This window comes from Streptomyces melanogenes (assembly GCF_014649795.1).
GTDB lineage: Bacteria > Actinomycetota > Actinomycetes > Streptomycetales > Streptomycetaceae > Streptomyces > Streptomyces noboritoensis.
On sequence record NZ_BMTS01000004.1, the window covers coordinates 449,732 to 474,926 of the forward strand.

The window sequence follows — 25,195 nt, forward strand, 5'->3', positions numbered from 1 at the left end:
TGGCCTCACGGTCGGGGGAGGGGAGGGTGGTTCCCCGTCACTGGACCTTGATCGTGGCCTTCCACAGCAGAACGGCGTGCGAACACACCTGCCCCGGCTGGGCGACGCACCTCCGCTGGGAGGTGATGTCGCTCGTGCCGCTCCCCGTCGCCTCGAAGACCGCGGTCGCGTCCCCGCCGGGTGACGTGCTGCCGCCGGTCCGCCGCAAGGTGGCGGGCACGCCGGCCTGCGGCTCGCTCCACACCCACATCACGCCCTGCTCGCGGGAGCCGGTCAGCTGGACCCTGACCTCGTCCCCGGCCCGCACGGTCACGGTGCGGCCGTCGTCGGCGTTGGTGAGCGGGACGACCGCTCGGACGGACGTGGGGTGCGGTGCGGCGGAAACGGTCCCGCTGACCACCGTCGCGGTCACGGCCAACCCCAGCGCCAGCCCGGTTGCGTACTTCACGGTCTTCACGGTTACCTCCATGGACAGATGACGGACGTAGTGGTGAACGCCCCGCGCATCCGTGACGCAATGCCCGCCCCCCGGAAGATCACCTGAATCGCTGAACGGCTGTCCTCTACGGTTGGTCAGTCGACGGTGAACGAGTGGGTTGCCCCGAACGACCCGGCGACCTTGATGTCCACCACCAGCTCGGGGTGGGTGGCCACCACGGTGACGGTGGGATCCGCGCGTACGACACGGTGACCGGCGGGATCGGCCGTGACGCGTATGGTGTCGCCCGTCTGGGTCGGGTCCGCGAGGGCGCAGGTCCAGCCCTGGCGGGTGCGGCCCCACACCGCGGTGGCGGGCCCGGACACCTGCACCCGGTCGACGGCGCCCGCGCTGAAGAACGACGCGGCGGTGAGGTGTCCGTCGAGGCGGACCGCCTGCACCTGGCCCGAGTTGGCCAGCACCTTCCAGCGCCCGCCGGCCCGGCGGGTCTGGGCGGCCGAGGCGCCCGGCAGCACGGCGTAGGCGTAGCTCGCCCCCGTGGGGCGGACCCCGTGGTCGAGCACGATCTGCTGGTAGCGGCGGGTGTACGGGTCGGCGGTGCCGTGGGTGTTGGCACCGGTGTCGATGCCCAGCCAGGTGCCGGTGCGGTCCTCGCGCAGCAGTGTGAGCGGCTTGGTGTCGTTCCCGTCGAGGAGCACATAGCCGGCCGTCCCCTCCAGATGCAGCCAGCGCGCGTGAGGTACGACCGTGGCGCGGCCGAGCGGTGAGGAGTCGCGGCGGCCGTCGACGAGCAGGGCCGCGGTGCCGTTCTCGCCGAGGTTGCGGTTCTCGATCGCCGTACGTACGGGGGCGCCGGAGGAGTCGGTGATGGCCGCGCCCAGGCAGATGACCGCGTCGGGGGCGAAGAACCACGACTTCTTGGCGGACAGGGTGCCGTCCTGCGAGACGAAGTCGAGGGCCTGGACGCCGTGTCGGTCGTCGAAGCGCGTACCGCCCGCGAAGGAGCGGGTGGTACGCGGCGGGTCGGCCAGCAACGGCGGCGGGGCCGCGTCCTTCACGGTGGCGCCGGGCAGGAGTGTGGCGTCGACCGTGGGCCAGTAGGCGTCGCTGTAGTGGCCCTGCTGCTCGGGCAGGAAGGTGTAGAGCACGCCGTCGCCGGTGTACCAGCCGTGCAGGTTCATGCCGTTGATGGACTCGTAGCGGCAGATGCGTGCCGACCCCGTGCCGAGCGACGCCGACCAGCGGCGGGTGACGTGCGCCATCCGGTCCATCTGCGGAAACGTACGGTGTGCGGTCGCGTCGTCCGAATCGCCCTGTACGCACGGCAGTTGCTCGGCGAATTCGACCTCGGGCACTCCGACGGGCTGGAGTCCGCCCGCGAACCGGCCCACGTTCGACACGTCGAGGTACGGCGCCCAGGTGCCCTCGGCGATCCAGCGCGCGGCGAGCCGGGACAGCCGCGTCCGGTCCTCGCCCGTCGCGGTCCTCGCCAGCAGCACCACCGAGGCGATGAACTGGTGGCCCGCGTCGTGCCCGGTCTCGCCCTGGCGGGACAGCATCCGGCCGCGCACCGGCTCCATCATCGACCCGGCGAACAGGAACGGCGCGTGCACATCCGTGACGACCTGCTCGAACTGCTCCCGTACGGCGGGCGCGAGCCGGGTCGCGGTGTCCTGGGTGACATGCGTCAGGGCGGCGATCGCACTGAGCAGGACCAGGCCGTAGTGGCCGGGGTAGGGCACCACGTCGTGCTGGAGGAACGAGCCGTCGGGGTGGTAGCCGTCGCCCCGGGTGGTGCGTCTGGTCAGGTCCGCCGCGCCACCGCCGACGGTGTCGGTGACGGCCGCGATCCCGGCGGCGACCCGGGCGGAGTCGCCGGCGAGCGCGCCGGACACCACGGTGATGAGCGCCTTGTCCGCGCGGTTGGCTCCCGTCTCCACGGTGGCGGGGTTGTTGGTGCGGCGGTTGGGATCGGCGACGAAGCGCAGGACGGGGCGCAGGACGCGTTCCCGGTCGGCGGCGGACAGCCGGTCGCCGAGCGCGACGACGGTCTGGAGCAGCCAGTACGGCACACCTATCTCGTACGAGTACCAGTTGCCGATCTCGGCGGTGTTCTCGTTGTACTGGGTGCGGTAGAGGGTGTTGAGCGCGGTGGCGATGCGTTCGGGCAGCTCCGGCCGGGCCGAGAGCGCGGACCCGGGGGTGGCCCAGTCCACGGCGATGGTCCGCAGTCGGTAGTACATCGAGGGGAAGTAGGTGCTGCCGGGGCCGACCGGCAGGTCCGGCCAGAGTTGGTCGGCGGTGACGTTCATGGCCACGTCGTAGCCGACCGCGACCTGGTCCAGGGCCGCCACTGCCCGGTTCCTCTTGGGGGAGCTCCGGTTGCTGCCGATCTGGAGCTCCCGGTAGGCCGCCACGATCTTGGCGTGGTCCGTTGATTCCGCTTCGGCCCCGGACACCGCCGCCGCTGGCGTGGCCAACTGGAGCGGAACAGCGGTTGCTGCGGCGGCGGTTGCCCCGCATCGCAATACGTCTCGGCGATCGAGCGACATCGCTTGTCCTCACGTCGGAGTCGGCATCGTATGCGCCCCGCCCGGTTACGTACATGAACAATAAACAGATACGGGGACCGTTGAGCTCGGGCAAGGTAGCTCTGCGGCCAAGTTCCCGTCAATGCTTCACACATCCGAACACCACTAATCAGGACGTAGGAGACCGGCACCGGCGCGGTCGACTCCCGGGCGCCCTTCTAGGGTGTGCAGTGCGAAAGCCCACCGATCGGCCGGGAGTTGTCATGCCGCTGAAGATGAAGTTGACCGCGATCACCCTCGACTGCTCGGATCCGCTGGCCCTGGCGACGTTCTACCAGCAGGCCACCGGCCTCGAACCCCACCCGAAGTCGGACGCCGAGTTCGCCGGACTGAACAGCCCGGACGGGTTGTTCATCGGGTTCCAGCGGGTCGACGACTACCGGGCCCCGGACTGGCCCGACCAGACCGTTCCCCAGCAGTCGCACCTCGACTTCGAGGTCGACGATCTCGACGAGGCGGAGGCCCGGCTCCTCGAACTGGGTGCGGGCAAGCCGGAGTACCAGCCGGGCGGGGAGAGGTGGCGGGTCTTCACCGATCCGGCCGGGCATCCGTTCTGCCTGGTCACCGGCTGATTGACCGTCATCCCGGGAGGGCGGTGTGGCTAGGACCCGCCGTCTCCCGGGGCAGGCTCCGTGCCGAACGGCGCCAGTACCGCGGCCGCCAGATGGTCGCGGAACCAGCGGTGGCCCGGGTCGGTCGAGTTCCGGGGGTGCCAGGCCATTCCCAGTTCGAGGGGTGCCAGGTCCAGGGGGACGGGGAAGGTGCGCAGCCCCAGCGCGGAGATGGTGTCCGAGAGCCAGCCGTCCAGGGTGAGCGCGACGAGGTCGGTGGTACGGGCGAGCATCATCGCGCTCGTATGGCTGGGGACGACGACCGAGATACGACGCCGCAGCCCGCGTTCCGCGAGGGCGTTGTCGATGGGGCCCAGGCGTTTGCCGAGCCGGGAGATGCCGATGTGGTCGGCCGCGGCGAAACGGCGGGCGGTGATGCGCCCGTCGAAGAGGGAGTGCCCGCTGCGGGCGATGCCCACCAGCGGCATCTCCGTGAGCTGGCGGGTGCGGATCTCCGGGTCCAGGTGCCCGAGGACGCCCAGTTCCACGTCCACCAACCCCTGCCGCAGCGCGGGGCCGCCCTCGATCGCCTCCGGCAGGAAGACCACGTCCACGTGCGGCGCCTCCGCGTGGATCCGGTCGGTCAAGGTCCCGGCCAGCCCCGTCAGAAGCAGGTCGGTGGCTTGCACGGTGAACGTGCGCTGGAGGTGTACGGCGTCGAAACCGGCCCCGGGCCGCAGGACGTTGTCGCAGCCGCGCAGCAACGCGCTCACCTCGTCCCGGAGTTCCAGGGCACGCGGGGTCGGGACCATCCCCTGCCCCGCGCGGACCAGGAGCGGGTCGCCGACGGCACGCCGCAGCCGGGCCAGCGTGCGGCTGGCGGCCGCCGGTGACGTGCCGAGCCGCTCGGCGGCGCGGGTCACGCTGTTCTCCTGGAGCAGAGCGTCCAGGGCGCGCAGCAGATTGAGATCCAATGGTGCTCCTGAGCTGCATGTTTACGCCTGGGGCAATGATTAGGTGCTCATTCTTGCATTGTTGTGGGGCTCGGCCGTGGCGAGAGTGGAGACGTCCGCGAAACGCATCGCGTGACACCCCCTTCCACCTCTTCAAGGAGCCCTCTGTGCCCTCCGAGCCACAGTCCCCCCGCGCCGGTCGAGACGGCGACGTTCTGGCCGTCGTCAGTCAGAGCGGGCCGACCATCTCGTTCTTCGACGCCGCCTCCGACCGGCACATCGGCACGATCGACATCGTCGCCGAGCCCCACGAGGTGTGTTTCGACCCGACGCAGCGCCTCCTGTGGTGCACCACCTCGTACCACTCGGGCTACTACCACGCGAACAGCGGCCGACGCACCGAGCTGACCGTCATCGACGCCGACACGCGCCGCATCGTCGAGGTCATCGACCTCGCCCCCGAACACGGGCCGCACGGGCTCGCGTTGGACACGGAACGCCGTCGTCTCTACGTCAGCGTCGAGGGCTCGGCGGACCGGCCCGGCGGTGTCGTGGTCATCGACACGGAGACCCGACGGCCGCTGGGCAGGATCGACACGGACGCGCCCGGCCCGCACTGGTTCGCCATCGACCCCGCGGGGAGGACGGGGTACGCCACCAACAAGGAAGCGCCGTTCGTGTCGGTCGTCGACCTCGAACGGGGCGTCCTCACCGCGAAGGTCGAGGTGCCGGGCAGTGAGGGACTGGCCGTTTCGGCCGACGGTGCCCACGCCTACGTGGCCTCGCCGTACGCCGGTTCCTTCCTCGCCGCCGACGGGGACCGGCCGGACACGGGGATCAAGGTCATCGACGCCCGGACGGCGTCCGTGGTCGACACACTGCCCACCGACGGCGTCGTCCTGCCGGTCCACCTCACCTCGACGGGCAAGCTGCTCGTGGGCGAACTGCGCATGGAACCCGACCCGGCGTCCCAGCTCGGCCGCCAGGCGCCGGGCCGCCTCACGGTGTTCTCCGCCGACACCGGTAAGCGGCTGGGCGGCCTCGAAGTGGGGCTCTTCCCGCTGACCATCACCGCGTCGCCGGACGGTCGGATCGGTTACGTGTCCTGTGTCGTCTCGTCCACCGTGCACATCGTCGACCTGGAGACGCTGCGGGAGCTGAGCCGGTTGGACATCGCCAAGGCTGGCGAGCCCGGCGCCCACGGTCTGGCCTACATCCCGCGTCCGGCCTGAGGGTCGAGCGCGAGTGCACCAGCAGTAAGGCCGGACGGCGTAGAGGTGGGTCGGGGCCGGCAATCTACAGCGCCCCGTGTGAGTCGTACGCAACTGCTACGAAAGGCACTCGATGCCCGCTCCCGGCCCCCTCTCACGTAGAAAACTGCTCATGACGGGCGTGGCCCTCGGCGGGGCCGCCCTCGTGTCCCCGTTGTCGGGCTCCGCGCACGCGGCCGAGTCGGGTGGGCGCACCTGGCCCGCCCGGTTCGCGCTCCCCAACGGCTTCCGCCCCGAGGGCATCGCCATCGGCCGCGAGCCGTACGTGTATCTCGGCTCGCTCGCCAACGGCGACATCCTCCGCGTCAGCCTGGCCACGGGCGAACGCCGCCTCGTCAGCAAGGGCCTCGGAGAAGCGCACGGCAGCGGTGGCCTCAAGACGGACGGGCGCGGGCGGCTGTTCGTCAGCGGCGGCTCGGAGATCCGCGTGGTCGACATCCGCTCGGGCGCCGTCACGCACGTCTACCCGGTGGACGCACCGACGGCCATGGTCAACGACGTGGTCCTCACCCCGTCCGCCGCCTGGTTCACCGACTCGTTCAACGCCCAGCTCTACAAGGTCCCCCTCGGCCCCGGCGGCGAGCCGCTGGGCATGGAGCCGGTGCCGCTGACCGGGGAGTGGGTCCAGGGCACCAGCTGGACCGCCAACGGCATCGTCCGCACCCCCGACCGCAGCGCCCTGCTCGTCGCCAACAACGTCGTCGACGGCGGGGGAGTGATGAGGGTCGACCCGCGTACCGGAGCGGCGAGCCGGGTCGGCCTCGGCGAGCTGAAACTCCCCAGCGGGGACGGCCTGCTGCTGCTCGGGCAGGTGCTGTACGTGGTGCAGAACCAGCAGAACGCCATCGACGTGATTCGGCTCAACGCGGCCGGGACGCAGGGCACGTGGCTCCGGCGGATCACCGATCCCCGCTTCCGGATCCCGACCACGGTGGCGGTGTGGGGCGACCGGCTCTATCTGCCCAACGCACGGATGGACATCACACCGACGCCGGACACGGAGTACGACGTGGTGGCGGTGCCGTTGCGGGGGTGAGTGGTCCCCAGAGGTATGCGGCCCGCTGAGCGGGCCGTGTGCTTCTCTCGTCCATCTCCCCCCTCCTCCTTCCGAGGGACACGGCACCTGAGGAGGAGCCGTCGGGTTCGGCCGTATGAGGGACGATCCCCAACTGATCGCTGCCTACAGTCGGTTCCGTGGAATCCGCTCACGGAAGGGCTGGTATGCCTGAGAAGAAGGCCAGGTCGGTTGCGGTCAACCGGTCGAGTGTGTCGCACAAGGTCCGGTACGCGATCGCCAACCCGGGGCGTATCGCGCCGCACGTCAAACGTACGGCGAGGGACACCTGGTTGCGGCTGAAGCACCCCGATCACGTCGACTACTACCGTGCCGTGATGGCTTCCGACGCCGCCCGCAGTCCGGAGGCGGCGGTGGGCAGCAAGACGCATGACCGCTGGCTGGCGTTGGGCAAGATGCAGTTCGACTACCTGCGGGAACACGGACTGAGCCCGGACCAGCGGATGCTGGACATCGGCTGCGGAAACCTGCGGGCGGGCTGGCGGTTCATCGAATACCTGGACGCGGGCCACTACTACGGCATCGACATATCCCCCGACATCCTCATCGCGGCGAAGAGCACGGTGGCATCCCGGGCCCTCCAGGGGAAACTGCCCCACCTGACGATCACCCAGAACCTCACCTTCGACTTCCTGCCCGACGCCCACTTCGACGTGGTTCACGCCCACAGCGTCTTCTCGCACTCACCGATCGAGGTCATCGAGGAGTGCTTCGCGCACGTGGGACGCATCCTGCGGCCGGACGGGTTCTTCGACTTCACCTTCGACCGTACGGAGGGCGCCGAACACCAGGTGCTGCGCGAGGACTTCTACTACCGCACCTCCACGCTCGTCGCACTCGCCGAACGGCACGGCCTGGCCGCACGGTTCATGGACGACTGGGAGACACGCAGACACGGCCAGTCCAAGATCCGTGTCACCCACCGGGCCGCCTGAGAGCGGATGCGCCGCTGAGGGGACGTCAACGTGGGCGCGCACAGTGCGGCTCTCGGCCCGTGCGCGCGCCCCCGCCCGCCTCGTAGAGTCTGCCGACATGACAACCACTTCCGTCTCTCCCGCCGACGCCCTCGCCGCCCTGCTCGCCGGGAACCGGCGCTTCGTGGCCGGGGCGCCGCAGCACCCGAATCAGGACGCCGCACGGCGCGCCGAGCTCGCCCCGGCGCAGAAGCCCTTCGCGGTGCTCCTTGGCTGCTCCGACTCCAGGCTGGCCGCCGAGATCATCTTCGATCAGGGCCTCGGCGACCTGTTCGTGGTGCGCACCGCCGGGCACGTCCTGGGACCGGAGGTCCTGGGCAGCATCGAGTACGGCACGAGCGTGCTGGACTGCCGCCTCGTCGTGGTCCTCGGACACGACTCCTGCGGCGCCGTCGCGGCCGCCCGCGCCGCGGTCGAGGACGGGCTGTCCGCAGCGGGGTACGTCCGGGACGTCGTCGAGCGTGTCACCCCCAGCGTGCTGGCCGCCCGCGCCGCCGGTCTCACCTCGGACAGCGACCTCATCGACACGCACATACTGCACACCGTTGACCTGCTCCTGGACCGCTCCCGCGTCCTCGCCGACCAGGTCGCCTCCGGCCACACCGGAGTCGTCGGCCTGGCCTACCAACTCGCCGAAGGCAGCGCCCGCCTCGTCACCGCCCACGGGATCCCCACCGAGTCAGCGCCTGTCCGACGCACGCGCTGAGATCCCGCCCATTGCCCCCCGAACCACCCTGTCGCTAGCCTGTGTTCGTCATTCCGGCCGTTGACCGGAGTTTCGAACACGGAGGGTGGGTGGCGGGCCATGGGGCGACTCGTGCCGGCGGTGACCAGGGCGCTGGACGTGCTGGAGCTCTTCCTGGAGAGCGAGGCGCCGCTCTCCGCGCCGGACGTCATGCGCAGGCTCGGGCTGCCACGGACGACGGTCCACGAGCTGGTCACCACGCTGGCCGCCCGCTCCTATCTGGTCGCGGTACCCGAGCAGCCGGGGCGCTACCGGCTCGGCGTCCGTACGTACCAGCTCGGCAGCCGGTACGCCGAGCAGCTCGACCTCGCCGCCGAGGGGCAGCAGGTGGCCCGCGAGGTCGCCCAGACCTGCGACGAGACCGTGCATGTGGCGATCCTGGAGGACACCGACGTCATCTATATCGCCAAAGTGGACTCCACCCACGCCGTCCGCATGGTCTCGGCCGCCGGCCGCCGCCTCCCCGCCCACTGCACCTCCGTCGGCAAGATGCTGCTCGCCTCGCTCCCGGAAGCCGAACTCGACGCCAGGATCGGCGGCGTGGAGCTCGTCGCCATGACGCCCGACAGCATCACCGACCCTGAGGTGCTGCGCACCGCGCTCGTCGAGATACGGGCCCGGGGCACCGCCTTCGAGCACCGCGAATCCAACCCGGACGTCAGCTGCGTGGCCGCCCCGGTACGTGACAGCGCGGGCCGGGTCGTCGCCGCGCTGTCCGTCTCCGTACCGATGATCCGGTGGACCGAGGCGCGTGAGACGGAGCTCGCCGAGCTGGCGCTGAAGGGCGCGGGCGACCTGTCCGTACGGCTCGGCCACCGGGGCGCGCGATGAACCCCGAGGTGGCCGTGCCGGCAGCGGCCGAGCTCGGCGAAGGACCCACCTGGGACCCGGTGGCCGGGCGGCTGATCTGGGTCGACATCCTGGCGTCGCGAATCCACACGTACGAGCCGGGCAGCGGAAGCCGTACGGTCATGGCGACCGAGCAGCACGTCGGCGCCGCGAAGCCGCGCGCGGGCGGCGGCCTCGTCGTCAACCTCCGCGACGGCGTCGGGCTCTACGGCCCCGACGGCGCCTTCTCGTGGCTGCTGCGGGACCCCGTGCCCGGGCGGCGCGGCAACGACGCGGCGGTCGCACCGGACGGCGCCCTGTGGGCGGGCACCATGCGCTACGACGAGGCGCCGGGCGGCGGCTCCCTCACCCGGATCACGGGCGACGGCGCGACCACCGTGTTGCCCGACCCGGTGTCGGTCAGCAACGGCACCGGCTGGAGCCCGGACGGCCGCCTCATGTACTACGTCGACAGCCCGACCCGGCGCATCGACGTCTTCGACTACGACGGACAACTCGTCCACGAACGGCGGCCGTTCGCCGTCATCGACAGCGGCTCCGGCTTCCCCGACGGGCTCACCGTCGACGCCGACGGCGGCATCTGGGTGGCGTTCTGGGACGGGGCCGCGGTGCGCCGCTACCACCCCGACGGCACACTCGACCTGGTCGTCGAGCTGCCCGTGCGCCGCCCCACCGCCTGCGCCTTCGGCGGCCCGGACCTCACCGACCTGTACATCACCACCGCCCGGACGGGCCTGCGGCAGCCGCACCCGCTCTCCGGGTCGCTCCTGGTGCTGCCGGGCATGGGACGCGGAACGCCGGGCACCGCCTTCGCCGGATGAGCGGAGGCGGTACCCGGCTCCCACGCCTCAGCGCGTCGAGAAGGCGTGCACGGTCGACGTCCGGTACGTCTCGCCCGGGCGCAGCACCGTGGACGGGAAGGCCGGGTGGTTGGGGGAGTCCGGGAAGTGCTGGGCCTCCAGGCAGAGGGCGTCGCCCTGGCGGTAGGTGCGGCCGGAGGTGCCGACCAGGGTGCCGTCCAGGAAGTTGCCGGTGTAGAACTGCATTCCAGGCTCGGTGGTGTACATCCTCATCACCCGCCCGGAGTGCGGCTCGGCGAGCGTGAGCGCGTACGCGGGGTCCGGCGTGCTCCCCTTGTCCAGGACCCAGTTGTGGTCGAACCCCTTGGCGTACACCAGTTGTCGGTGGCCCTGGCGGATGTCCCGGCCGATCGGCTTCGTACGCCGGAAGTCGAAGGGGGTGCCGGACACCCGGGCCAGCTCGCCGGTCGGTATGAGGCCCGCGTCGACCGGGGTGTAGCGGGCGGCGGCCAGTTCGAGGGTGTGGTCGTGGACCGGGCCGCTGCCCTCGCCCGCGAGGTTGAAGTAGGTGTGGCTGGTGAGGTTGATGACCGTCGCTCGGTCCGTGGTCGCCGAGTAGTCGATGCGCCACTCGCCGCGTGCCGTGAGGGTGTAGGTGACCTGGACCTTCAACGTGCCGGGGTAGCCCATCTCGCCGTCCGGTGAGGTCCGGGAGAGCACGAGACCGCTGCCGGAGCGACGGGTGAAGGGCTCCACCCGCCACATGTGCTTGTCGAAGCCCCTGGTGCCGCCGTGCAGGCTGTTCGCGCTGTCGTTGAGCGGCAGTTGGTAGGTGTGGCCGTCGAGGGTGAACCTGCCCGCCGCGATGCGGTTGCCGTAGCGGCCGATGAGGGCGCCGAAGTACGGGGACTTGGCGACGTAGTCGGCGAGGTCGTCGAAGCCGAGCGCGATGTTGGCCCGGTGGCCGTGCCGGTCGGGCACGTCGAGGCGGTGCACGATCCCGCCGTACGAGAGCACCTCCAGCCGGATGCCGCCGTTGGCGACGGTCCACAGGTGTACGGGGGTGCCGTCGTCCAGGGCGCCGAACAGGGTCCTGGTGGGGGTGGAGCCCGACGCGGCGTGGGCGGTGCCGAGGCTGGTCGCCACCAGGCCGGTCGCCAGGCCCGCCGCCATCACCGTACGTCTGCTGGTGTTCATGTCCCCTGCTCCTCCGGGTAGATGATGGTGTGTCATGAGCCGACCTTGCGTTTGTTCCAGACGTCGAAGCCCACCGCGGCCAGCAGGACGAACCCCTTGATGACCTGCTGGTAGTCGGTGCCGACGCCGACCAGCGACATACCGTTGTTGAGCACGCCGAGCACCAGGCCGCCGATGATCGCGCCGAGGACCGTGCCCACGCCGCCGCTCATCGAGGCGCCGCCGATGAACGCGGCCGCGATGGCCTCCAGCTCGAAGTTGACGCCCGCGTTGGGCGTGCCCGCGTTCAGGCGTGCCGCGAAGACGACGCCGGCGAGGGCGGCGAGCACCCCCATGTTCACGAAGACCAGGAAGGTGACCCGCTTGTCCTTGACGCCGGAGAGCTTCGCCGCCGCCTGGTTGCCGCCGAGCGCGTACACATGCCGTCCCACCACCGCGTTGCGCATCACGAAGCCGAGCCCGATGAGCAGGGCGGCGAGCAGGAGCAGCACCACCGGTACGCCCCGATAGCTGGCCAGGGTGAGGGTGAAGGCGAGGACGGCGGCGACCATCGCCACGCACTTGGTGAGGAACAGGCCACGGGGGAGCACATCGAGCTCGTACGCCTGCTCGCGCCGCCGGGAGCGCACCTCCTGGACCAGGACGACGGCGATCAGGCCGAGCCCCAACAGGACCGTGAGGTTGTGGTAGTTGGTGTCCGGGCCGACCTCGGGGAGGTATCCGGTGGAGATCTTCTGGAAGCCCTCGGGGAACGGGCCGAGCGAGCGGGAGCCGAGCAGGATCTGGGTGCCGCCCCGGAAGAGCAGCATCCCGGCGAGCGTGACGATGAACGACGGGATGCCGACGTACGCGATCCAGAAGCCCTGCCAGGCGCCCGCGACCGCGCCGATGGCGAGTGCCACGGCCAGCGCGAGCACCCAGGGCACATGGTGCTCCACCATCATCACGGCGCACGCCGCCGAGACGAAGGCCGCCAGCGAGCCGACGGACAGGTCGATGTGACCGGCGATGATGACGATCACCATGCCGATGGCGAGGACCAGGATGTAGCTGTTCTGGAGCACCAGGTTGGTGACGTTGTTCGGCTTGAGCAGGACGCCGTCGGTCCATATCTGGAACAGCACGACGATCAGTCCGAGCGCGACGAGCATCCCGTACTGGCGCATGTTGCGGCGGGCCGCGTCCAGGAGCAGCGCCCCGGTCGGGGAGCGCGGTGGCTCGGGAGTCCTCGGGGTGCTCGGTGCGGCGTCGGTGGTGACCGGACCCATAGCGGCTACCTCTTGTTCGTGGTCATGTCGTGCGTGGTCATGAGGCGCATCAGGACTTCCTGGGTCGCGTCCGCCCGGGCGGTCTCGCCGGTGAGGCGACCGGCCGCCATGGTGTAGACGCGGTCGCACATGCCGAGGAGTTCGGGCAGTTCGGAGGAGATGAAGACGACGGCCTTGCCCTGGGCGGCGAGCCGGTCGATGACGGTGTAGATCTCGTACTTGGCGCCCACGTCGATGCCGCGCGTGGGCTCGTCGAGGATCAGCACATCGGGACCCGCGAAGATCCACTTGCTGAGGACGACCTTCTGCTGGTTGCCGCCGGAGAGCCGTCCTACCTGCTCGAAGACGGTCGGCGCCTTGATGCCCATGGAGGTGCGGTAGGACTCGGCGACGCGGCGCTCCTCGTGCTCGTCGACGATGCCGCGCCGGGACACCTTGCCCAGGGCGCCCAGGGTGATGTTGCGGCTGATGGTGTCGATGAGGTTGAGGCCGTAGTGCTTGCGGTCCTCGGTGACGTACGCGATGCCGTGGCCCACCGCCTCGGGGACCGTCCTCGTACGGATTTGGTGGCCGTCCTTCCACACCGTGCCGCTGATGCCCCGGCCGTAGGAGCGGCCGAAGACGCTCATGGCCAGCTCGGTGCGGCCCGCTCCCATCAGCCCGGCGACGCCCACGATCTCGCCGCGTCTGACGTGCAGGGTGACGTCGTCGACGACCTTGCGCTGCTGGTCGATGGGGTGGTGCACGGTCCAGTCGCGCACCTCCAGGGCGGGGTGGGCGCCCGGATCTCCCGCGTAGGGGGTGCGTTCGGGGAAGCGGTGGTCGAGGTCGCGGCCGACCATGGACCGGATGATGCGCTCCTCGGTGGTGTCCGGGGCCTTCACGTCCAGGGTCTCGATGGTCCTGCCGTCCCGCAGGACGGTGACCGAGTCGGCGACCGCCGCGATCTCGTTGAGCTTGTGCGAGATGATGATCGAGGCGATGCCCTGGGCCTTGAGCTCCAGGATGAGGCCGAGGAGATGGGCGCTGTCCTCGTCGTTGAGCGCGGCGGTCGGCTCGTCCAGGATGAGCAGCCGTACCTCCTTGGAGAGGGCCTTGGCGATTTCCACGAGCTGTTGTTTGCCGACTCCGATGTCCGCGACCCTGGTCTGCGGATGCTCGCGCAGGCCCACCCGCTTCATCAGCCGCGCCGCGTGTTGGAGCGTCGCGCCCCAGCTCACGATCCCGCGCCTGGCGTGCTCGTTGCCGAGGAAGATGTTCTCGGCGATCGACAGATAGGGGACGAGCGCCAGCTCCTGGTGGATGATGACGATGCCGCGCGCCTCGCTGGCCCGCATGTCCTTGAACGCGCAGGGCTCGCCCTGGAAGAGGATGTCGCCCTGGTAGCTTCCGTGCGGGTGGACGCCGCTGAGGACCTTCATCAGGGTGGACTTGCCCGCGCCGTTCTCGCCGCAGACGGCGTGCACCTCGCCGGGGGCGACGGTGAGGGTGACGTCGGAGAGCGCCCGGACGCCGGGGAACGTCTTGACGATGGAGCGCATCTCAAGAAGGGGCGCCCCCATGTCCGGGGTGTTCACTTCAGGTCACTCGCCTTGATGTAGCCCGAATCGACCAGCGTGGCCTGGTAGTTGGACTTGTCGACGCTGACCGGGTCGAGGAGGAAGGCGGGCACGACCTTCTTCTCGTTGTCGTACGTCTTGGTGTCGTTGACCTGGGGCGTCTTCCCGGTGAGCACCGCGTCGGCCATCTGCACGGCCTGCTTGGCCAGGGCGCGGGTGTCCTTGTAGACGGTCTGGGACTGGTCGCCCGCGATGATCGACTTCACGGACGCCACCTCGGCGTCCTGCCCGGTGACGACCGGATACGGCTTGGCGCTCGTTCCGTAGCCGCCGGAGCGCAGGGCGGACAGGATGCCGATCGAGATCCCGTCGTACGGCGAGAGGACGGCGTCGACGTGCTCGGTGGAGTACGCCTTCGTCAGCAGGTCGTCCATGCGCTTCTGCGCGGTGGCGCCGTCCCAGCGCAGCGTGGTCACCTGGTTGAGGCGGGTCTGGCCGCTGCGCACCACGAGCTGCTTCTTGTCGATGTAGGGCTGGAGCGTCTTGAGGGCGCCCTGGAAGAAGTAGCGGGTGTTGTTGTCGTCGGGCGACCCGGCGAACAGCTCGATGTTGAAGGGGCCCTGCTTGCCGTTCTTGAGGCCGAGCTTGTCGACGATGTACGTGGCCTGGAGCACTCCGACCTTCTCGTTGTCGAACGATGCGTAGTAGTCGACGTTCGGCGAGCCGAGGATGAGGCGGTCGTAGGAGATCACCTTGATGTGCTGGTCGGCGGCCTGCTTGAGGACGTCGCCGAGCGCCCGCCCGTCGATCGCCGCGATCACCAGGGCGTCCACGCCCTTGGTGATCATGTTCTCGACCTGGGCGACCTGCTGGTCGACGCTGTCCTCGCCGTACTGGAGGTCGGTCTTGTAGCCGAGCGCCCGGAACTGCTGGGCCATGTTGTTCCCGTCGGCGATCCAGCGCTCGGACGACTTGGTCGGCATCGCTATGCCGATCGTGGATCCCTTGCCGCCCTTGGGCGTCGCCTTGCCGCCGCCCTCGCTGTCCTGCCCGCAGGCGGTCAGGGCGAGGGTCGCGGCGAGGGCGAGCACGAGTGCGGCTGGTCGGGTGCGGCGCATGGTCATCAGTCCTTCGGGTTCACGGCGAAGCGGTGCAGGGGGCCGGGGAGGCGGGAGCCGAGCGGGGACATACCGCCGCCGGCGCCGAGGCGGTCGAGCAGATCGAGGACGAGCCGGCCCCGGCGCACCCGCTCGCGGGCGGTGTCCAGGGCGGTGTCGCGCAGATGGGCGCCGTAGGGGTAGATGCCGGGCGCCCGGGAGAGGCCGAACTTGAGGTAGAGCGGGGCGGCGCGGCGGATCAGCTCGGGCGCCTCGTACATCCGCACATAGCCGCCGAGGTCGTCGGGCGCCTCGATGTAGAGGTCGAGCGGGACCCCCGACACCCGGCGGACCTCGGTGAAGTGCGCGGGCGTCAGATCGGAGGGCACGTTGACGGAGTCGGCGCCCAACTGCTCGTACACCGCCACCGAGGCCGGGTTGACCGGGCCGATCAGCGCGGAGACCTTGAGGGTGGTGTCGGCGGGCAGCAGACCCCGCTCGCGCATCCGGTGCAGGCTCCACAGCACGCCCTCGTCCGCCACGAGCAGACAGCGCACCCCCAACTCGGCGGCCCGCAGGGCGTCTTCGACGCATCCGGCGAGCGCGTCGTGGCCACGGGCGCGCAGTCCCGCGCCGCCCGAGTCGCTGCGCGCGGAGGCCCCGGTGTCCCAGGTGCCGCGCGGCCCGGTGAACAGGCAGAGCTCGATGTCGCGTTCGGCGCACCCCTCTACCATCTCGGTGATCTCGGCGTCGGAGAGCATCCACACCCCGCTGCCCTGGCTGATGCGGTGGACGGGCACGTCGAGGCGGGACGACTCCTTCAGTACGACGGAGAGCGCCTCCGGACCCTCGACGGAGGGGATCTCGGTGCGCCAGGTGCCTCCGTCGGGGAACGCGTGCGGGGAGGAGTCGGCGGGGTTGTCGTGTGGGGCGGCCAGGCCGAGTGTCGCGAGGGCCGGTTCGCCGGGGCGGCGGGGGCCCGCGGGGCCCGGGACGGGGGCGGTGTCCGGTACGTCGGTCACAGGCGGATTCCTTGTGCGAGAGAGTTCAGATACGGGGGTGTTCGATATGTCGAACGAGGTTCGGCTTGTTGGGTGTGCGGACGTACGGCTGCGGGCGGCGACGAGACGTCAGGGGCGCAGCAGCACCTTTCCGGTCTTCGGGTCACCGCCTCCGACGAGCGCGAGGGCGTCGGCGTACCGCTCCAGCGGGAACTCGTTCGTGATCAGTGACGCCGGGTCGATGAGGCCCGAGCCGTAGGCCCGTACGGCGAACGACCAGGCGGCGGACGGGGCGCCGAAGACGCTCCGCACGGTGAGCTGGCTCACCGAGAGGTGCACCGGGTCGATGCCCACCGCGCCGCGCGCGAACATCCCGGTGAGGACGACCCGGCCCCCGCGCCGGGCGAGCAGACAGGCGTCGGCGGCGGTGGTACGGGCCCCGGCCGTCTCCACGACGAGGTCGTAGCGGCCGTGCACCTTGGGGGAGTGGGCGGGCGCCCGGGCCTCGGTCGCGCCCATACGGCAGGCCAGCTCGGCCCGTCCGCGCCGGGGGTCGATGACGGCCAGCTCGCCGGGGGAGGAGGCGGCCAGGAACTGGACCGCGAGCAGCCCGAGCGTTCCCGCGCCGACCACCGCGACCCGCTCGCCCGGCTCCGGCGCCGCTGCCCGTACGGCGGCGGCCACCACAGCGGCGGGCTCCAGCAGCGCCGCGCCGCGCAGGTCCGCGTCGTCCGGCAGTGGGTGCAGCAGCCGGGCGGGCACCACCAGGTGGTCGGCGAAGGCGCCGGGATGGGTGAAGCCGGTCTCCGCGTACGCGGCGGAGCACAGGGAGGTGTCCCCGGCCCGGCACCGCTCGCAGGTCCCGCAGGAGCGGAACCCCTCGGCGACCGTCTTGCGCCCCACCAGCGCGGGATCGACCCCGGGCCCGACCGCCACGACGGTTCCGGACCACTCGTGGCCGGGGGTGAGGGGATAGCGCACATAGCCGGGGGCGCGGTGGCCGTCGTACACCTCGCGGTCGCTCAGGCAGATCCCGGCGGCGGTGACCTCGACGAGCACTTCGCCGGGGCCGGGCTGCGGGAGCGGCCGGGTGACCAGGTGGTGGGTGCCGGGCGCGTCGACGACGATCGCCCGGCTGGTAGCCGGGGTGTCGTGGGGATCCTCTGGGGGGCCGCCGCTCATCGGGTCGCCCTCGAAGTCCCCGCTCCCACCCCCGCTCATCCCGCCGCCCCCGAGGCCTTCGGAGCGCGCTTCTCCCAGCCCTCCGCCCACAGGTCGAACCGGGCCCGCTGCTGGGGGAACTCGGCGGCCGCGTCCACGTCGAGCTCGACGCCGAGGCCGGGAGCCTGCGGCAGTTCGAAGTAGCCGTCGACCACCTGGGGGGCGCCCTTGACGACGTTCTTGATCTCCGCGTCCGCGAAGTCGTTGAAGTGCTCCAGGATCTTGAAGTTCGGGGTGCAGCCCGCCACTTGGAGGCTGGCCGCGGTGAGCACCGGGCCGCCCACGTTGTGCGGAGCGACGAGCATGTAGTGCGTCTCGGCGGTCGCGGCGAGCTTGCGGGTCTCCAGGATGCCGCCGATGTGGCCCACGTCGGGCTGGATGACGTCGGCGGCCTGCGACTCGAAGAGCTCCCTGAACTCGATGCGGTCGTGGATGCGTTCGCCGGTCGCGATCGGGACGTCCACCTTGGCGGCGACCTTCTCCAGGGCCTTGAGGTTCTCCGGCGGCACCGGCTCCTCCAGCCAGGCGGGCTCGAAGGGGGCGAGGTCGCGGGCCAGGCGTACCGCCGTGGACGGCGAGAACCGCCCATGCATCTCCAGCATCAGCTCCGCGTCGGGGCCGATCGCGTCCCGTACCGCCTCGATCAGCGACACGGCGTACCGGGTCTGCTGGTGGTCGAGCTCGAAGTGGCCGGTGCCGAACGGGTCGATCTTCAGCGCCCGGTAGCCGCGCTCGACGACCGCCCGGGCCGCCTTGTGGTACGCCTCGGGGGTGCGCTCGGTGGTGTACCAGCCGTTGGCGTACGCCTTGACCCGGTCCGTGACCTTCCCGCCGAGCAGCTGCCAGACCGGGACGCCGAGCGCCTTGCCCTTGATGTCCCAGCACGCCATCTCGACGACCGCGATGCCGGACATCACGATCTCACCGGCCCGCCCGTAGTCGCCGTACTTCATCCGGCGCACCAGGTCCTCGATCGCGAACGGGTCGGAACCGGCGATGTGGTTGGCCTCGGCCTCGCGCAGATAGCCGAGGAGCGCGTCGGTGCGGCCGAGCATCCGGGTCTCGCCGACTCCGGTGAGGCCCTCGTCGGTGTGGACCTGGACGTAGGTGAGGTTGCGCCAGGGAGTCCCGACGACGTGAGTGCTGATTCCCGTGATTCGCAAGGCAGTTGCTCCCGAGGCTGCGGCCCATGCCGTTCGATATTTCGTCACACGTTCGAAATGTTGGCGTGACGGTAATGACGTGCGGCCGCAGGTGTCAATGGGTGGCGCGGGAACCGTTCCGGAGTCGGCGGCGGCCAGGGCGATCCACAACCGCCTCGCACCGCCTCGGGTGTTGACGTCGGGGCCGGGGAGGCGGAATGCTCCCGGCGGCGCAGTAGCGTCGAAATGCAGAACGCTGTCCGAAATCTCGAACTCGCACCGAGAGTTGAGGAGTTCAGCATGACCCCACGCACCCCCACCGGACCGACCGGGCAACCCGACTCCGGGCCCGGCCGCAGAGCGGTCGTCACAGCGCTCGGCGCCTTGCCGCTGGCCGGAGCGATCGGCCCCGCGTTCGGGGCCTCCCCGGCGCGGGCGGCGGCCGACGCGCTCCCCGCGCCCGTCGCCCACTGGGCCTTCGACGAGGCGGCCGGAACCACCGCCGCCGACAGCGCCGGCGGCCGCACGCTCACCCTCAACGCGGGTGCGCGCTGGGGTGCGGCGAAGTCGGGGGCGGCCGGCCTCGACGTATCGGCGGGCGGCAACGCCACCACGCGCGGGCCCGCCGTGGACACCGCGAAGAGCTTCAGCGTCGCCGCCTGGGTACGGCTCTCCGCCACCACCGGCTATCAGACGTTCGTCTCCGTCGACGGCGCCCAGGTCAGCGCATTCTTCCTGCAACTGCGCGACGACACCGGTGCGTTCGCCTTCACCCGACTGCCGTCGGACGCCACCTCGGCGAACGCCTCCGCAGCCGTCGCCGGTGCCTCCTTCGCCCCTGTGACCGGAACCTGGTACCACCTCCTCGGGGTCGACGACACGGCGACCGGGGTCGTCCGGCTCTACGTCAACGGCGTCCTGGAGGGCGAGGTGCCCTACACCGGCGGCTGGCGCGCCACCGGCGCCACCGCCGTGGGGCGCGGCCTCTTCGGGGGCGCCGAGGTCGACCAGGCGCACGGCCTCATCGACGACGTCCAGGTCTTCGACACCGCCCTCACCGCCGAGCAGGCCGCGGCCCTCGCGGGCGTGCCGGTGGACTCCACCAAGCCGCTGCTGACCGTCGACGCCACCCGGCCCGGCCCCGTGGTCAGCCCGGAACTCGGCGGCATCTTCTTCGAGGACATCAACCACAGCGGCGAGGGCGGACTGTACGCCGAACTCGTCAACAACCGCAGCTTCATGGCCGCGCCCACACCGCTGCACTGGTCCACCGTGGGCCGCGCCACCTTCGCCGTGGACACCGGCCAACCGCTCAACCAGGCGCTGACCCGGTCGCTGCGCGTCACGGCCGCCGCCGCAGGAGACGGCGTCGCGAACGAGGGTTTCTGGGGCGTCCCGGTCCGCCCCTCCACCACCTACCGCGCCTCGCTCCACGTCAAGTCACCGGTCATGGCGGGCAGGTTGACGGTCTCGATCGTCGGTACGGACGGCACGGTCCACGCGACCGCGACCACGGGAGGGCTCACCAACGCGTGGCGCAAGCACGAGCTGACCCTGCGCACCGGCCCCAGCGCCCCCACCACCCTCAACGCCCGCCTGGTCGTCACCGCCCCGGCCCCCGGCACGCTCTGGCTGAGCCAGGTCTCGCTCTTCCCGCCGACGTACAAGGGGCGGCGCAACGGCCTGCGCGTGGACCTGATGGAGAAGCTCGCCGCCCTCCAGCCCGCTTTCCTGCGCTTCCCCGGCGGCAACTACCTCGAAGGCAACGTCATCGCCGACCGCTTCGACTGGAAGAAGACCATCGGCCCGGTCGAACAGCGGCCCGGACACCGCAACTCCGCCTGGGGGTACTGGTCCACCGACGGCCTCGGCCTGCCCGAATACCTCCAGATGACCGAGGACCTCGGCTGCACCCCGCTGCTGTGCGTGTACGCCGGATACTCCCTCCAGGGCGCCCATGTCACCGGCGACGCCCTCAAGCCCTTCGTGCAGGACGCCCTCGACCAGATCGAGTACATCACCGGGCCCGCCACCTCCACCTGGGGCGCCCGACGCGCGGCCGACGGACACCCGGCGCCCTACCCCCTCACCTACGTGGAGATCGGCAACGAGGACTGGTTCGACAAGTCCGGCTCGTACGAGGAGCGTTACGCCGCCTTCCACGACGCCATCAAGGCCCGCTACCCCGCCCTCAAGCTGATCGCCACGACACCGGTCGCCTCCCGCCCGTACGACCTGATCGACGAGCACTCCTACCAGTCGCCGTCCGCCTTCCAGGCGGGCTCCCACAAATACGACGGCCGCGACCGGCACAGCCCCAAGGTGTTCGTCGGGGAGTGGGCCGCGCAGGAGGGCCGCCCCACGCCCAACCTGGACGCCGCGCTCGGTGACGCCTCCTGGGTGGCCGGGCTCATCCGCAACTCCGACCAGGTCCTCATGGAGTCGTACGCGCCGCTGTTCAGCCACGTCAACGACAACACCTGGGCCACCAACCTCATCGCCTACTCCGGTCTGACCAGCTACAACTCGCCCAGCTACTACGCACAGCAGATGCTGCGCACCCGCCGGGGCACGGTGGTGCTGCCCACCGGGGTGCGTGCGCTGCCCGGCCTCAACGTCGTCACCACCCACGACCCGGCCGACCACCGCATCTACCTCGCGGTGGTCAACACGGGCGGCACGGCCCGCAAGACGGCCGTCTCCCTCCAAGGGGTGGCCCGTACGGCCCCGACCGGCACCGTCACGGTCCTGGCGGCGGCGGACAAGAAGGCCACCAACACGCTCGCCGACCCCGAAGCGGTGGTCCCGCACACCCGGTCCGTCAGCGGCATCACACCCGCTTTCACCGCGACCTTCGCCCCGTACTCGGTCACGGTCCTGGAGGTGCGGACGGTCTGAGCGGCGCGGGGTGTCGCCCCCCTGCCGCGCGTCGGAGGGGGCGGGCTTCCCGAGCGACCGTACGGTGCTGCCATGTCCGACGTCGACCCCGGCGGCCCTGCGGCGGCCGGACACCCCGCGCCCTCGCCCCAGGTGCTCGAAGCCCTGCGCGAGCGGCTCAAGGAACGCATCTACGCGGCGATCACCATGCTCGCGGTGGTCGTCGCCCTCGCCCAGAACCCGCACACCCGGCACAGCACGGCGGCCACCTATGTGCTGGGTACGGCGGTGGGTCTGTGGCTGGCGACGCTGGTGGCCGACGCACAGGCACACCGTGTCGTCCACCAGCGCCTGCCGAACCGCCGGGAGGTGCGGCACATGCTGTTCGTCAGCAGTCCGCTGCTCAGCTGCGCGGTGGGACCGCTACTGATGACCGGTCTGTCGGCGGCCGGTGCCCTCGACCTGACCGACGCGCTGTGGGTCGCGGTGGGGGTGGATGTCGCCTCGCTGGCGGCGTGGGGGTTCGCTAGCGGGCGGCGGATGGGCGGCGGGGTACTGCTGTCGTTCGTGGCGGGACTGACGGACGCGGCCATCGGCCTGGGCGTGGTGATGGTGAAGGTGGTCACCGGCCACTGACCCTGGCTGCCGCCGGGGTGACGCTGTATCAGGAGTGTGACAAAGGGTGTGGTCTTCCTCATTGCCCGGGTGATCGGCCCCTGATGGAGTGAGCGCATGCGTCCCGCCGCCCTCCTCTCCGTCTGCGCCCTCACCGCGAGCACCGTCCTGGTCGCCGGATGCGGATCGGAGGGCGCCGCCTCCGGCTCCCGTGCCGCGTCCGGCTCGCCGACGTGCGCCTCCCGCCCGCCCGTGGGCGAGCCTTCCGAGCTGAAGAGGGACGGCGTGACGATCCTCGGCCAGGACTGCGGCCCGTCCGCCGACGCGCGGACGAAGTTCCAGGTCACGAACGCGGAGAGCGAACCGTTCGCGTACACGGTCTCCTTCGAGGTCCTGAACGGCGCCGGGGAGGTCGTCTCCAACCCGCGCCGGACGCTGGCGTCCGTGCCGCCGGGCCGGACCGTCCAGGACACCGTCGCGCTGGGAGACGTTCCCACCTCCGGTGCGCGCGTGCGCATCGGCAAGGTGCGGGCGGTCCCGGCGGACGAGGCCTCCGACGTGCCGGCGAAGTGCCCGCCCTCGGGGATGCGCGTCACGACCGACGAGGGCGATGCGGCGATGGGGCTGCGCGTCGTGGGAATGCGCCTGATCAACTGCGGGACCGGAGCCATCCGGACCGACGGCTACCCGCGCCTCCAGCTCCTCGACGAGCGGAGGCGCCCGGTCACCGGCGTACGGATCCTCGACGGCACCGGGGCGATCTCCACGGCCGGCGGCCCCGACACACCGCCGCGGCCGGTGACCCTGCGGCCGGGCGAAACGGCATCCGCCTCCCTGATGTGGCGCAACACCACCGAATCCGGCACACCCGTGAACATCCCGTACGTAAGGGTGACGGTGAAACCCGGCTCCCCGACCGCCATCGTGACCCCGGAACTCGACCTCGGAACCACGGGAAGGCTGGGAGTCGGCCCCTGGACGAAGGAGACGAAGGGCCAGGCCTCCCGCCCGACGACGCCCGACAGCCTCGGCGGGGGCAGGCCCAGCCGCGGCGCGCTTTCGACGGGGGAATAGCCGCAGCCCCCTCACCAACCTCCACAGGGTGCACACAAACCCATGAGCCGGTCACATCGGACGCAGGTGGGACCCGGTGTCACCTGTCACCCTGTGCTGCCTCATGATGACCCGCATGTCCCACACTTCCAGGCGCAGCCTGCTCGCCGTCTTCGCGGCCTCGGCTGCCACCGTCCCGCTCAGCGGCCTGGCCGCCGCCCCGGCGCGTGCCGCCGTTTCCGCCGGCTCTTCCGGGTCCCTCGCGGCGCCCGCCGGTCTGACCTCGCCGCGCTCCTCGGTCACGCTGCCGCCGCTGAATGCCTCGTACTTCAGCCAGCTGACGCTGAACACCCCGCTCACCACCGCCGTGCTGTCGGGCACCCCGTCCCGGACCGAGGTCACCTCCGGCGGCAAGCGCGTCGCCCTGCTGACCACCGGCGCCCGTACCGTCGTGCTGCCCGGCCCGCAGCGCACCTTCACGGAGAACAAGAAGGCCTTCGTGGACGACTTCGGGCGCACCCTGCCCGACCTGTCGCTGCCCGTGGCCGACCGCTCGTACTGGGGCACCTCCCCGGGCGGCGGCAGCTGGTCGACGCTCGGGCCCGCCGACACCGACTACTCGGTCGTGCCGGGCGCCGGTGTCATCAGCCTCACCACCGACTTCGCCAGCCGTCACGCCACCCTGCGCGACGGCGAGATCACCGACTTCGACGTGCGGTCCGTGGCGCACTTCGACAAGGTGCCCACCGGCCAGGCGTGCTCCTACGCGCTGTCCTTCGGCTACCAGGACACCAGCAACAACTACCGGGCCCGGCTGTCCTTCCTGACCACCGGCGCGGTGGAACTGCGCGTCGAGAAGGAGGTCGCCGACAAGGTCGACCTGCTGCCGACCACGTCCGCCGTCACCCTCGCCACGGGCGTGGCCGCCGGCACCGACTGGACGATCCGGGTGCGCCGCGAGGGCACCCGCATCCAGGTCAAGGCCTGGCGCACCGCGTCCACGGAACCGGCCTCCTGGACCTTCGACGTCAGCGACCCCACCTTCGGCAAGGGCCGGGTCGGTCTGCGCGCGCTGGCCAACGACGGCTGCACCAACCTGCCGGTCAAGCTGGTCGTCAGCCGCTTCCAGGTGGACCAGTCCACCTGGGCCGCACCGCCGAGCGTCACCCACGGCGACTGGGTGCGGGTGCTGCCCGTGCCCTTCGACGGGAACTGGACGCCGGAGCTGGAGAAGACCATCCGCGCCTGGGCGGGCTCGACGGCCCCGGACGTCCTCGCGTACGCGGCGATGTTCCTCGCCGACGCGCCCGCCGTGGTCAGCGGTACCGCGCCCACCAAGGACAAGCAGGTCCTGGGCCAGGCGGGGTACGGCTACCTCGACCCGCAGGGCTACCGCTACGAGGGCGCCGACTTCCACGAGTACATGAACACCGGCTGGACCTTCCCCGACGGCACCTACACCGGCCCGTCCAGCAAGCAGGTCGGCAACCTCGACTGCTCCGGCTACACGCGCATGGTGTACGGCTACCACATGGGCGTACCGATGGCGGCGGGCGAGGACACCTCCCGCACCCGCATCCCGCGCAAGTCCCGCCACATGGTCGACTACGCGCCCGGTGCGCGCATCGACCAGACCGACGGGACCAACCCGCCCGCGGCGACGCTGCTCCAGCCCGGCGACCTGGTGCTGTTCAACGCCGACTCCGGCGACGACAACCCGACGGTGACGGTCGACCACGTCGGCATCTACCTGGGCGCGGACGCGGAGGGCAAGCGCCGCTTCCTGTCCAGCCGCAAGACGGGCAACGGCCCCACCATGTCGGACCTGGGCGGCGCCTCGCTGCTGGACGGCACGGGTACGTACGCCAAGAAGCTCCACACGGTCCACCGCATCTGACGGAGGGGACCCCGAGCGGG

Annotated in this window: 21 protein-coding genes; 11 read left to right on the forward strand and 10 right to left on the reverse strand. The window is 71.0% G+C overall.

Annotation, left to right across the window (positions count from 1 at the left end; translation table 11 throughout):
- Positions 1-37 precede the first annotated feature (37 nt).
- Together IE252_RS12190 and IE252_RS12195 are read right to left on the reverse strand one after the other, a co-directional pair.
- On the reverse strand, positions 38-457 hold the full coding sequence (locus tag IE252_RS12190; RefSeq protein WP_190089369.1) for a hypothetical protein: 420 nt from the start codon (positions 455-457) through the stop codon (positions 38-40).
- 116 nt (positions 458-573) lie between these two features.
- The gene (locus tag IE252_RS12195) at positions 574-2,919 is read right to left on the reverse strand and encodes a polysaccharide lyase 8 family protein (RefSeq protein ID WP_229848259.1); all 2,346 of its coding nucleotides are present in this window, start codon (positions 2,917-2,919) and stop codon (positions 574-576) included.
- A 314-nt stretch (positions 2,920-3,233) separates the two neighbouring features.
- Between IE252_RS12195 and IE252_RS12200 the strand changes: the two genes are divergently transcribed.
- On the forward strand, positions 3,234-3,602 hold the full coding sequence (locus IE252_RS12200; protein ID WP_190089371.1) for a VOC family protein: 369 nt from the start codon (positions 3,234-3,236) through the stop codon (positions 3,600-3,602).
- 29 nt (positions 3,603-3,631) lie between these two features.
- Here IE252_RS12200 and IE252_RS12205 read toward each other — a convergent pair whose 3' ends face one another.
- Positions 3,632-4,555 (reverse strand): LysR family transcriptional regulator, encoded by a 924-nt coding sequence (locus IE252_RS12205; RefSeq protein ID WP_190089372.1) that lies wholly within the window; start codon positions 4,553-4,555, stop codon positions 3,632-3,634.
- Positions 4,556-4,701: 146 nt separating this feature from the next.
- On the opposite strand from IE252_RS12205, the gene IE252_RS12210 reads away from it, so the two are divergent.
- From IE252_RS12210 to IE252_RS12235, 6 genes are all read left to right on the forward strand, one after another.
- Positions 4,702-5,766 carry a YncE family protein gene (locus IE252_RS12210; RefSeq protein WP_190089373.1) on the forward strand — a complete coding sequence of 355 codons (1,065 nt, stop codon included), beginning with the start codon at positions 4,702-4,704 and terminating at the stop codon, positions 5,764-5,766.
- 151 nt (positions 5,767-5,917) lie between these two features.
- Entirely contained in the window at positions 5,918-6,841 is a 924-nt protein-coding gene (locus IE252_RS12215; RefSeq protein WP_229848262.1) for an SMP-30/gluconolactonase/LRE family protein, read from the forward strand.
- Positions 6,842-7,026: 185 nt separating this feature from the next.
- Positions 7,027-7,815, forward strand: coding sequence for a class I SAM-dependent DNA methyltransferase (locus tag IE252_RS12220; RefSeq protein ID WP_190089375.1), 789 nt, complete (start codon positions 7,027-7,029; stop codon positions 7,813-7,815).
- A 97-nt stretch (positions 7,816-7,912) separates the two neighbouring features.
- Complete coding sequence (locus IE252_RS12225; protein WP_190089376.1) at positions 7,913-8,560, forward strand: carbonic anhydrase; 648 nt, start codon at positions 7,913-7,915, stop codon at positions 8,558-8,560.
- 99 nt (positions 8,561-8,659) lie between these two features.
- Positions 8,660-9,430 carry an IclR family transcriptional regulator gene (locus tag IE252_RS12230; protein WP_190089377.1) on the forward strand — a complete coding sequence of 257 codons (771 nt, stop codon included), beginning with the start codon at positions 8,660-8,662 and terminating at the stop codon, positions 9,428-9,430.
- Positions 9,427-10,269: an SMP-30/gluconolactonase/LRE family protein gene (locus IE252_RS12235; protein ID WP_190089378.1), complete on the forward strand. Its 843-nt coding sequence runs from the start codon at positions 9,427-9,429 to the stop codon at positions 10,267-10,269. Before IE252_RS12230 ends, IE252_RS12235 begins: the two co-directional genes overlap by 4 nt.
- 27 nt (positions 10,270-10,296) lie before the next feature.
- Here the strand turns inward: IE252_RS12235 and IE252_RS12240 are convergent, their stop codons facing one another.
- From IE252_RS12240 to IE252_RS12270, 7 genes are all read right to left on the reverse strand, one after another.
- Complete coding sequence (locus IE252_RS12240; RefSeq protein ID WP_190089379.1) at positions 10,297-11,445, reverse strand: aldose epimerase family protein; 1,149 nt, start codon at positions 11,443-11,445, stop codon at positions 10,297-10,299.
- Positions 11,446-11,477: 32 nt separating this feature from the next.
- Positions 11,478-12,713, reverse strand: a complete 1,236-nt coding sequence (gene mmsB / locus IE252_RS12245; RefSeq protein ID WP_190089380.1) for a multiple monosaccharide ABC transporter permease — start codon at positions 12,711-12,713, stop codon at positions 11,478-11,480.
- 5 nt (positions 12,714-12,718) lie between these two features.
- The gene (gene mmsA, locus IE252_RS12250) at positions 12,719-14,275 is read right to left on the reverse strand and encodes a multiple monosaccharide ABC transporter ATP-binding protein (protein ID WP_190089445.1); all 1,557 of its coding nucleotides are present in this window, start codon (positions 14,273-14,275) and stop codon (positions 12,719-12,721) included.
- Between the two features lie 11 nt (positions 14,276-14,286).
- Positions 14,287-15,396 carry a multiple monosaccharide ABC transporter substrate-binding protein gene (gene chvE / locus IE252_RS12255; protein ID WP_190089381.1) on the reverse strand — a complete coding sequence of 370 codons (1,110 nt, stop codon included), beginning with the start codon at positions 15,394-15,396 and terminating at the stop codon, positions 14,287-14,289.
- The gene (locus IE252_RS12260) at positions 15,396-16,391 is read right to left on the reverse strand and encodes a hypothetical protein (RefSeq protein ID WP_190089382.1); all 996 of its coding nucleotides are present in this window, start codon (positions 16,389-16,391) and stop codon (positions 15,396-15,398) included. Before IE252_RS12260 ends, chvE begins: the two co-directional genes overlap by 1 nt.
- 108 nt (positions 16,392-16,499) lie before the next feature.
- Positions 16,500-17,552, reverse strand: a complete 1,053-nt coding sequence (locus IE252_RS12265) for a zinc-dependent alcohol dehydrogenase (protein ID WP_190089446.1) — start codon at positions 17,550-17,552, stop codon at positions 16,500-16,502.
- 35 nt (positions 17,553-17,587) lie between these two features.
- Positions 17,588-18,754 (reverse strand): mandelate racemase/muconate lactonizing enzyme family protein, encoded by a 1,167-nt coding sequence (locus IE252_RS12270; RefSeq protein ID WP_190089383.1) that lies wholly within the window; start codon positions 18,752-18,754, stop codon positions 17,588-17,590.
- Between the two features lie 279 nt (positions 18,755-19,033).
- On the opposite strand from IE252_RS12270, the gene IE252_RS12275 reads away from it, so the two are divergent.
- The 4 genes from IE252_RS12275 (at position 19,034) to IE252_RS12290 (ending at position 25,175) form a co-directional block, all read left to right on the forward strand.
- Complete coding sequence (locus IE252_RS12275) at positions 19,034-21,631, forward strand: alpha-L-arabinofuranosidase family protein (RefSeq protein ID WP_190089384.1); 2,598 nt, start codon at positions 19,034-19,036, stop codon at positions 21,629-21,631.
- A 72-nt stretch (positions 21,632-21,703) separates the two neighbouring features.
- On the forward strand, positions 21,704-22,246 hold the full coding sequence (locus IE252_RS12280) for a hypothetical protein (RefSeq protein ID WP_190089385.1): 543 nt from the start codon (positions 21,704-21,706) through the stop codon (positions 22,244-22,246).
- A gap of 96 nt (positions 22,247-22,342) precedes the next feature.
- The gene (locus tag IE252_RS12285) at positions 22,343-23,299 is read left to right on the forward strand and encodes a DUF4232 domain-containing protein (RefSeq protein WP_190089386.1); all 957 of its coding nucleotides are present in this window, start codon (positions 22,343-22,345) and stop codon (positions 23,297-23,299) included.
- A gap of 115 nt (positions 23,300-23,414) precedes the next feature.
- Complete coding sequence (locus IE252_RS12290; RefSeq protein WP_190089387.1) at positions 23,415-25,175, forward strand: NlpC/P60 family protein; 1,761 nt, start codon at positions 23,415-23,417, stop codon at positions 25,173-25,175.
- Positions 25,176-25,195 lie beyond the last annotated feature (20 nt).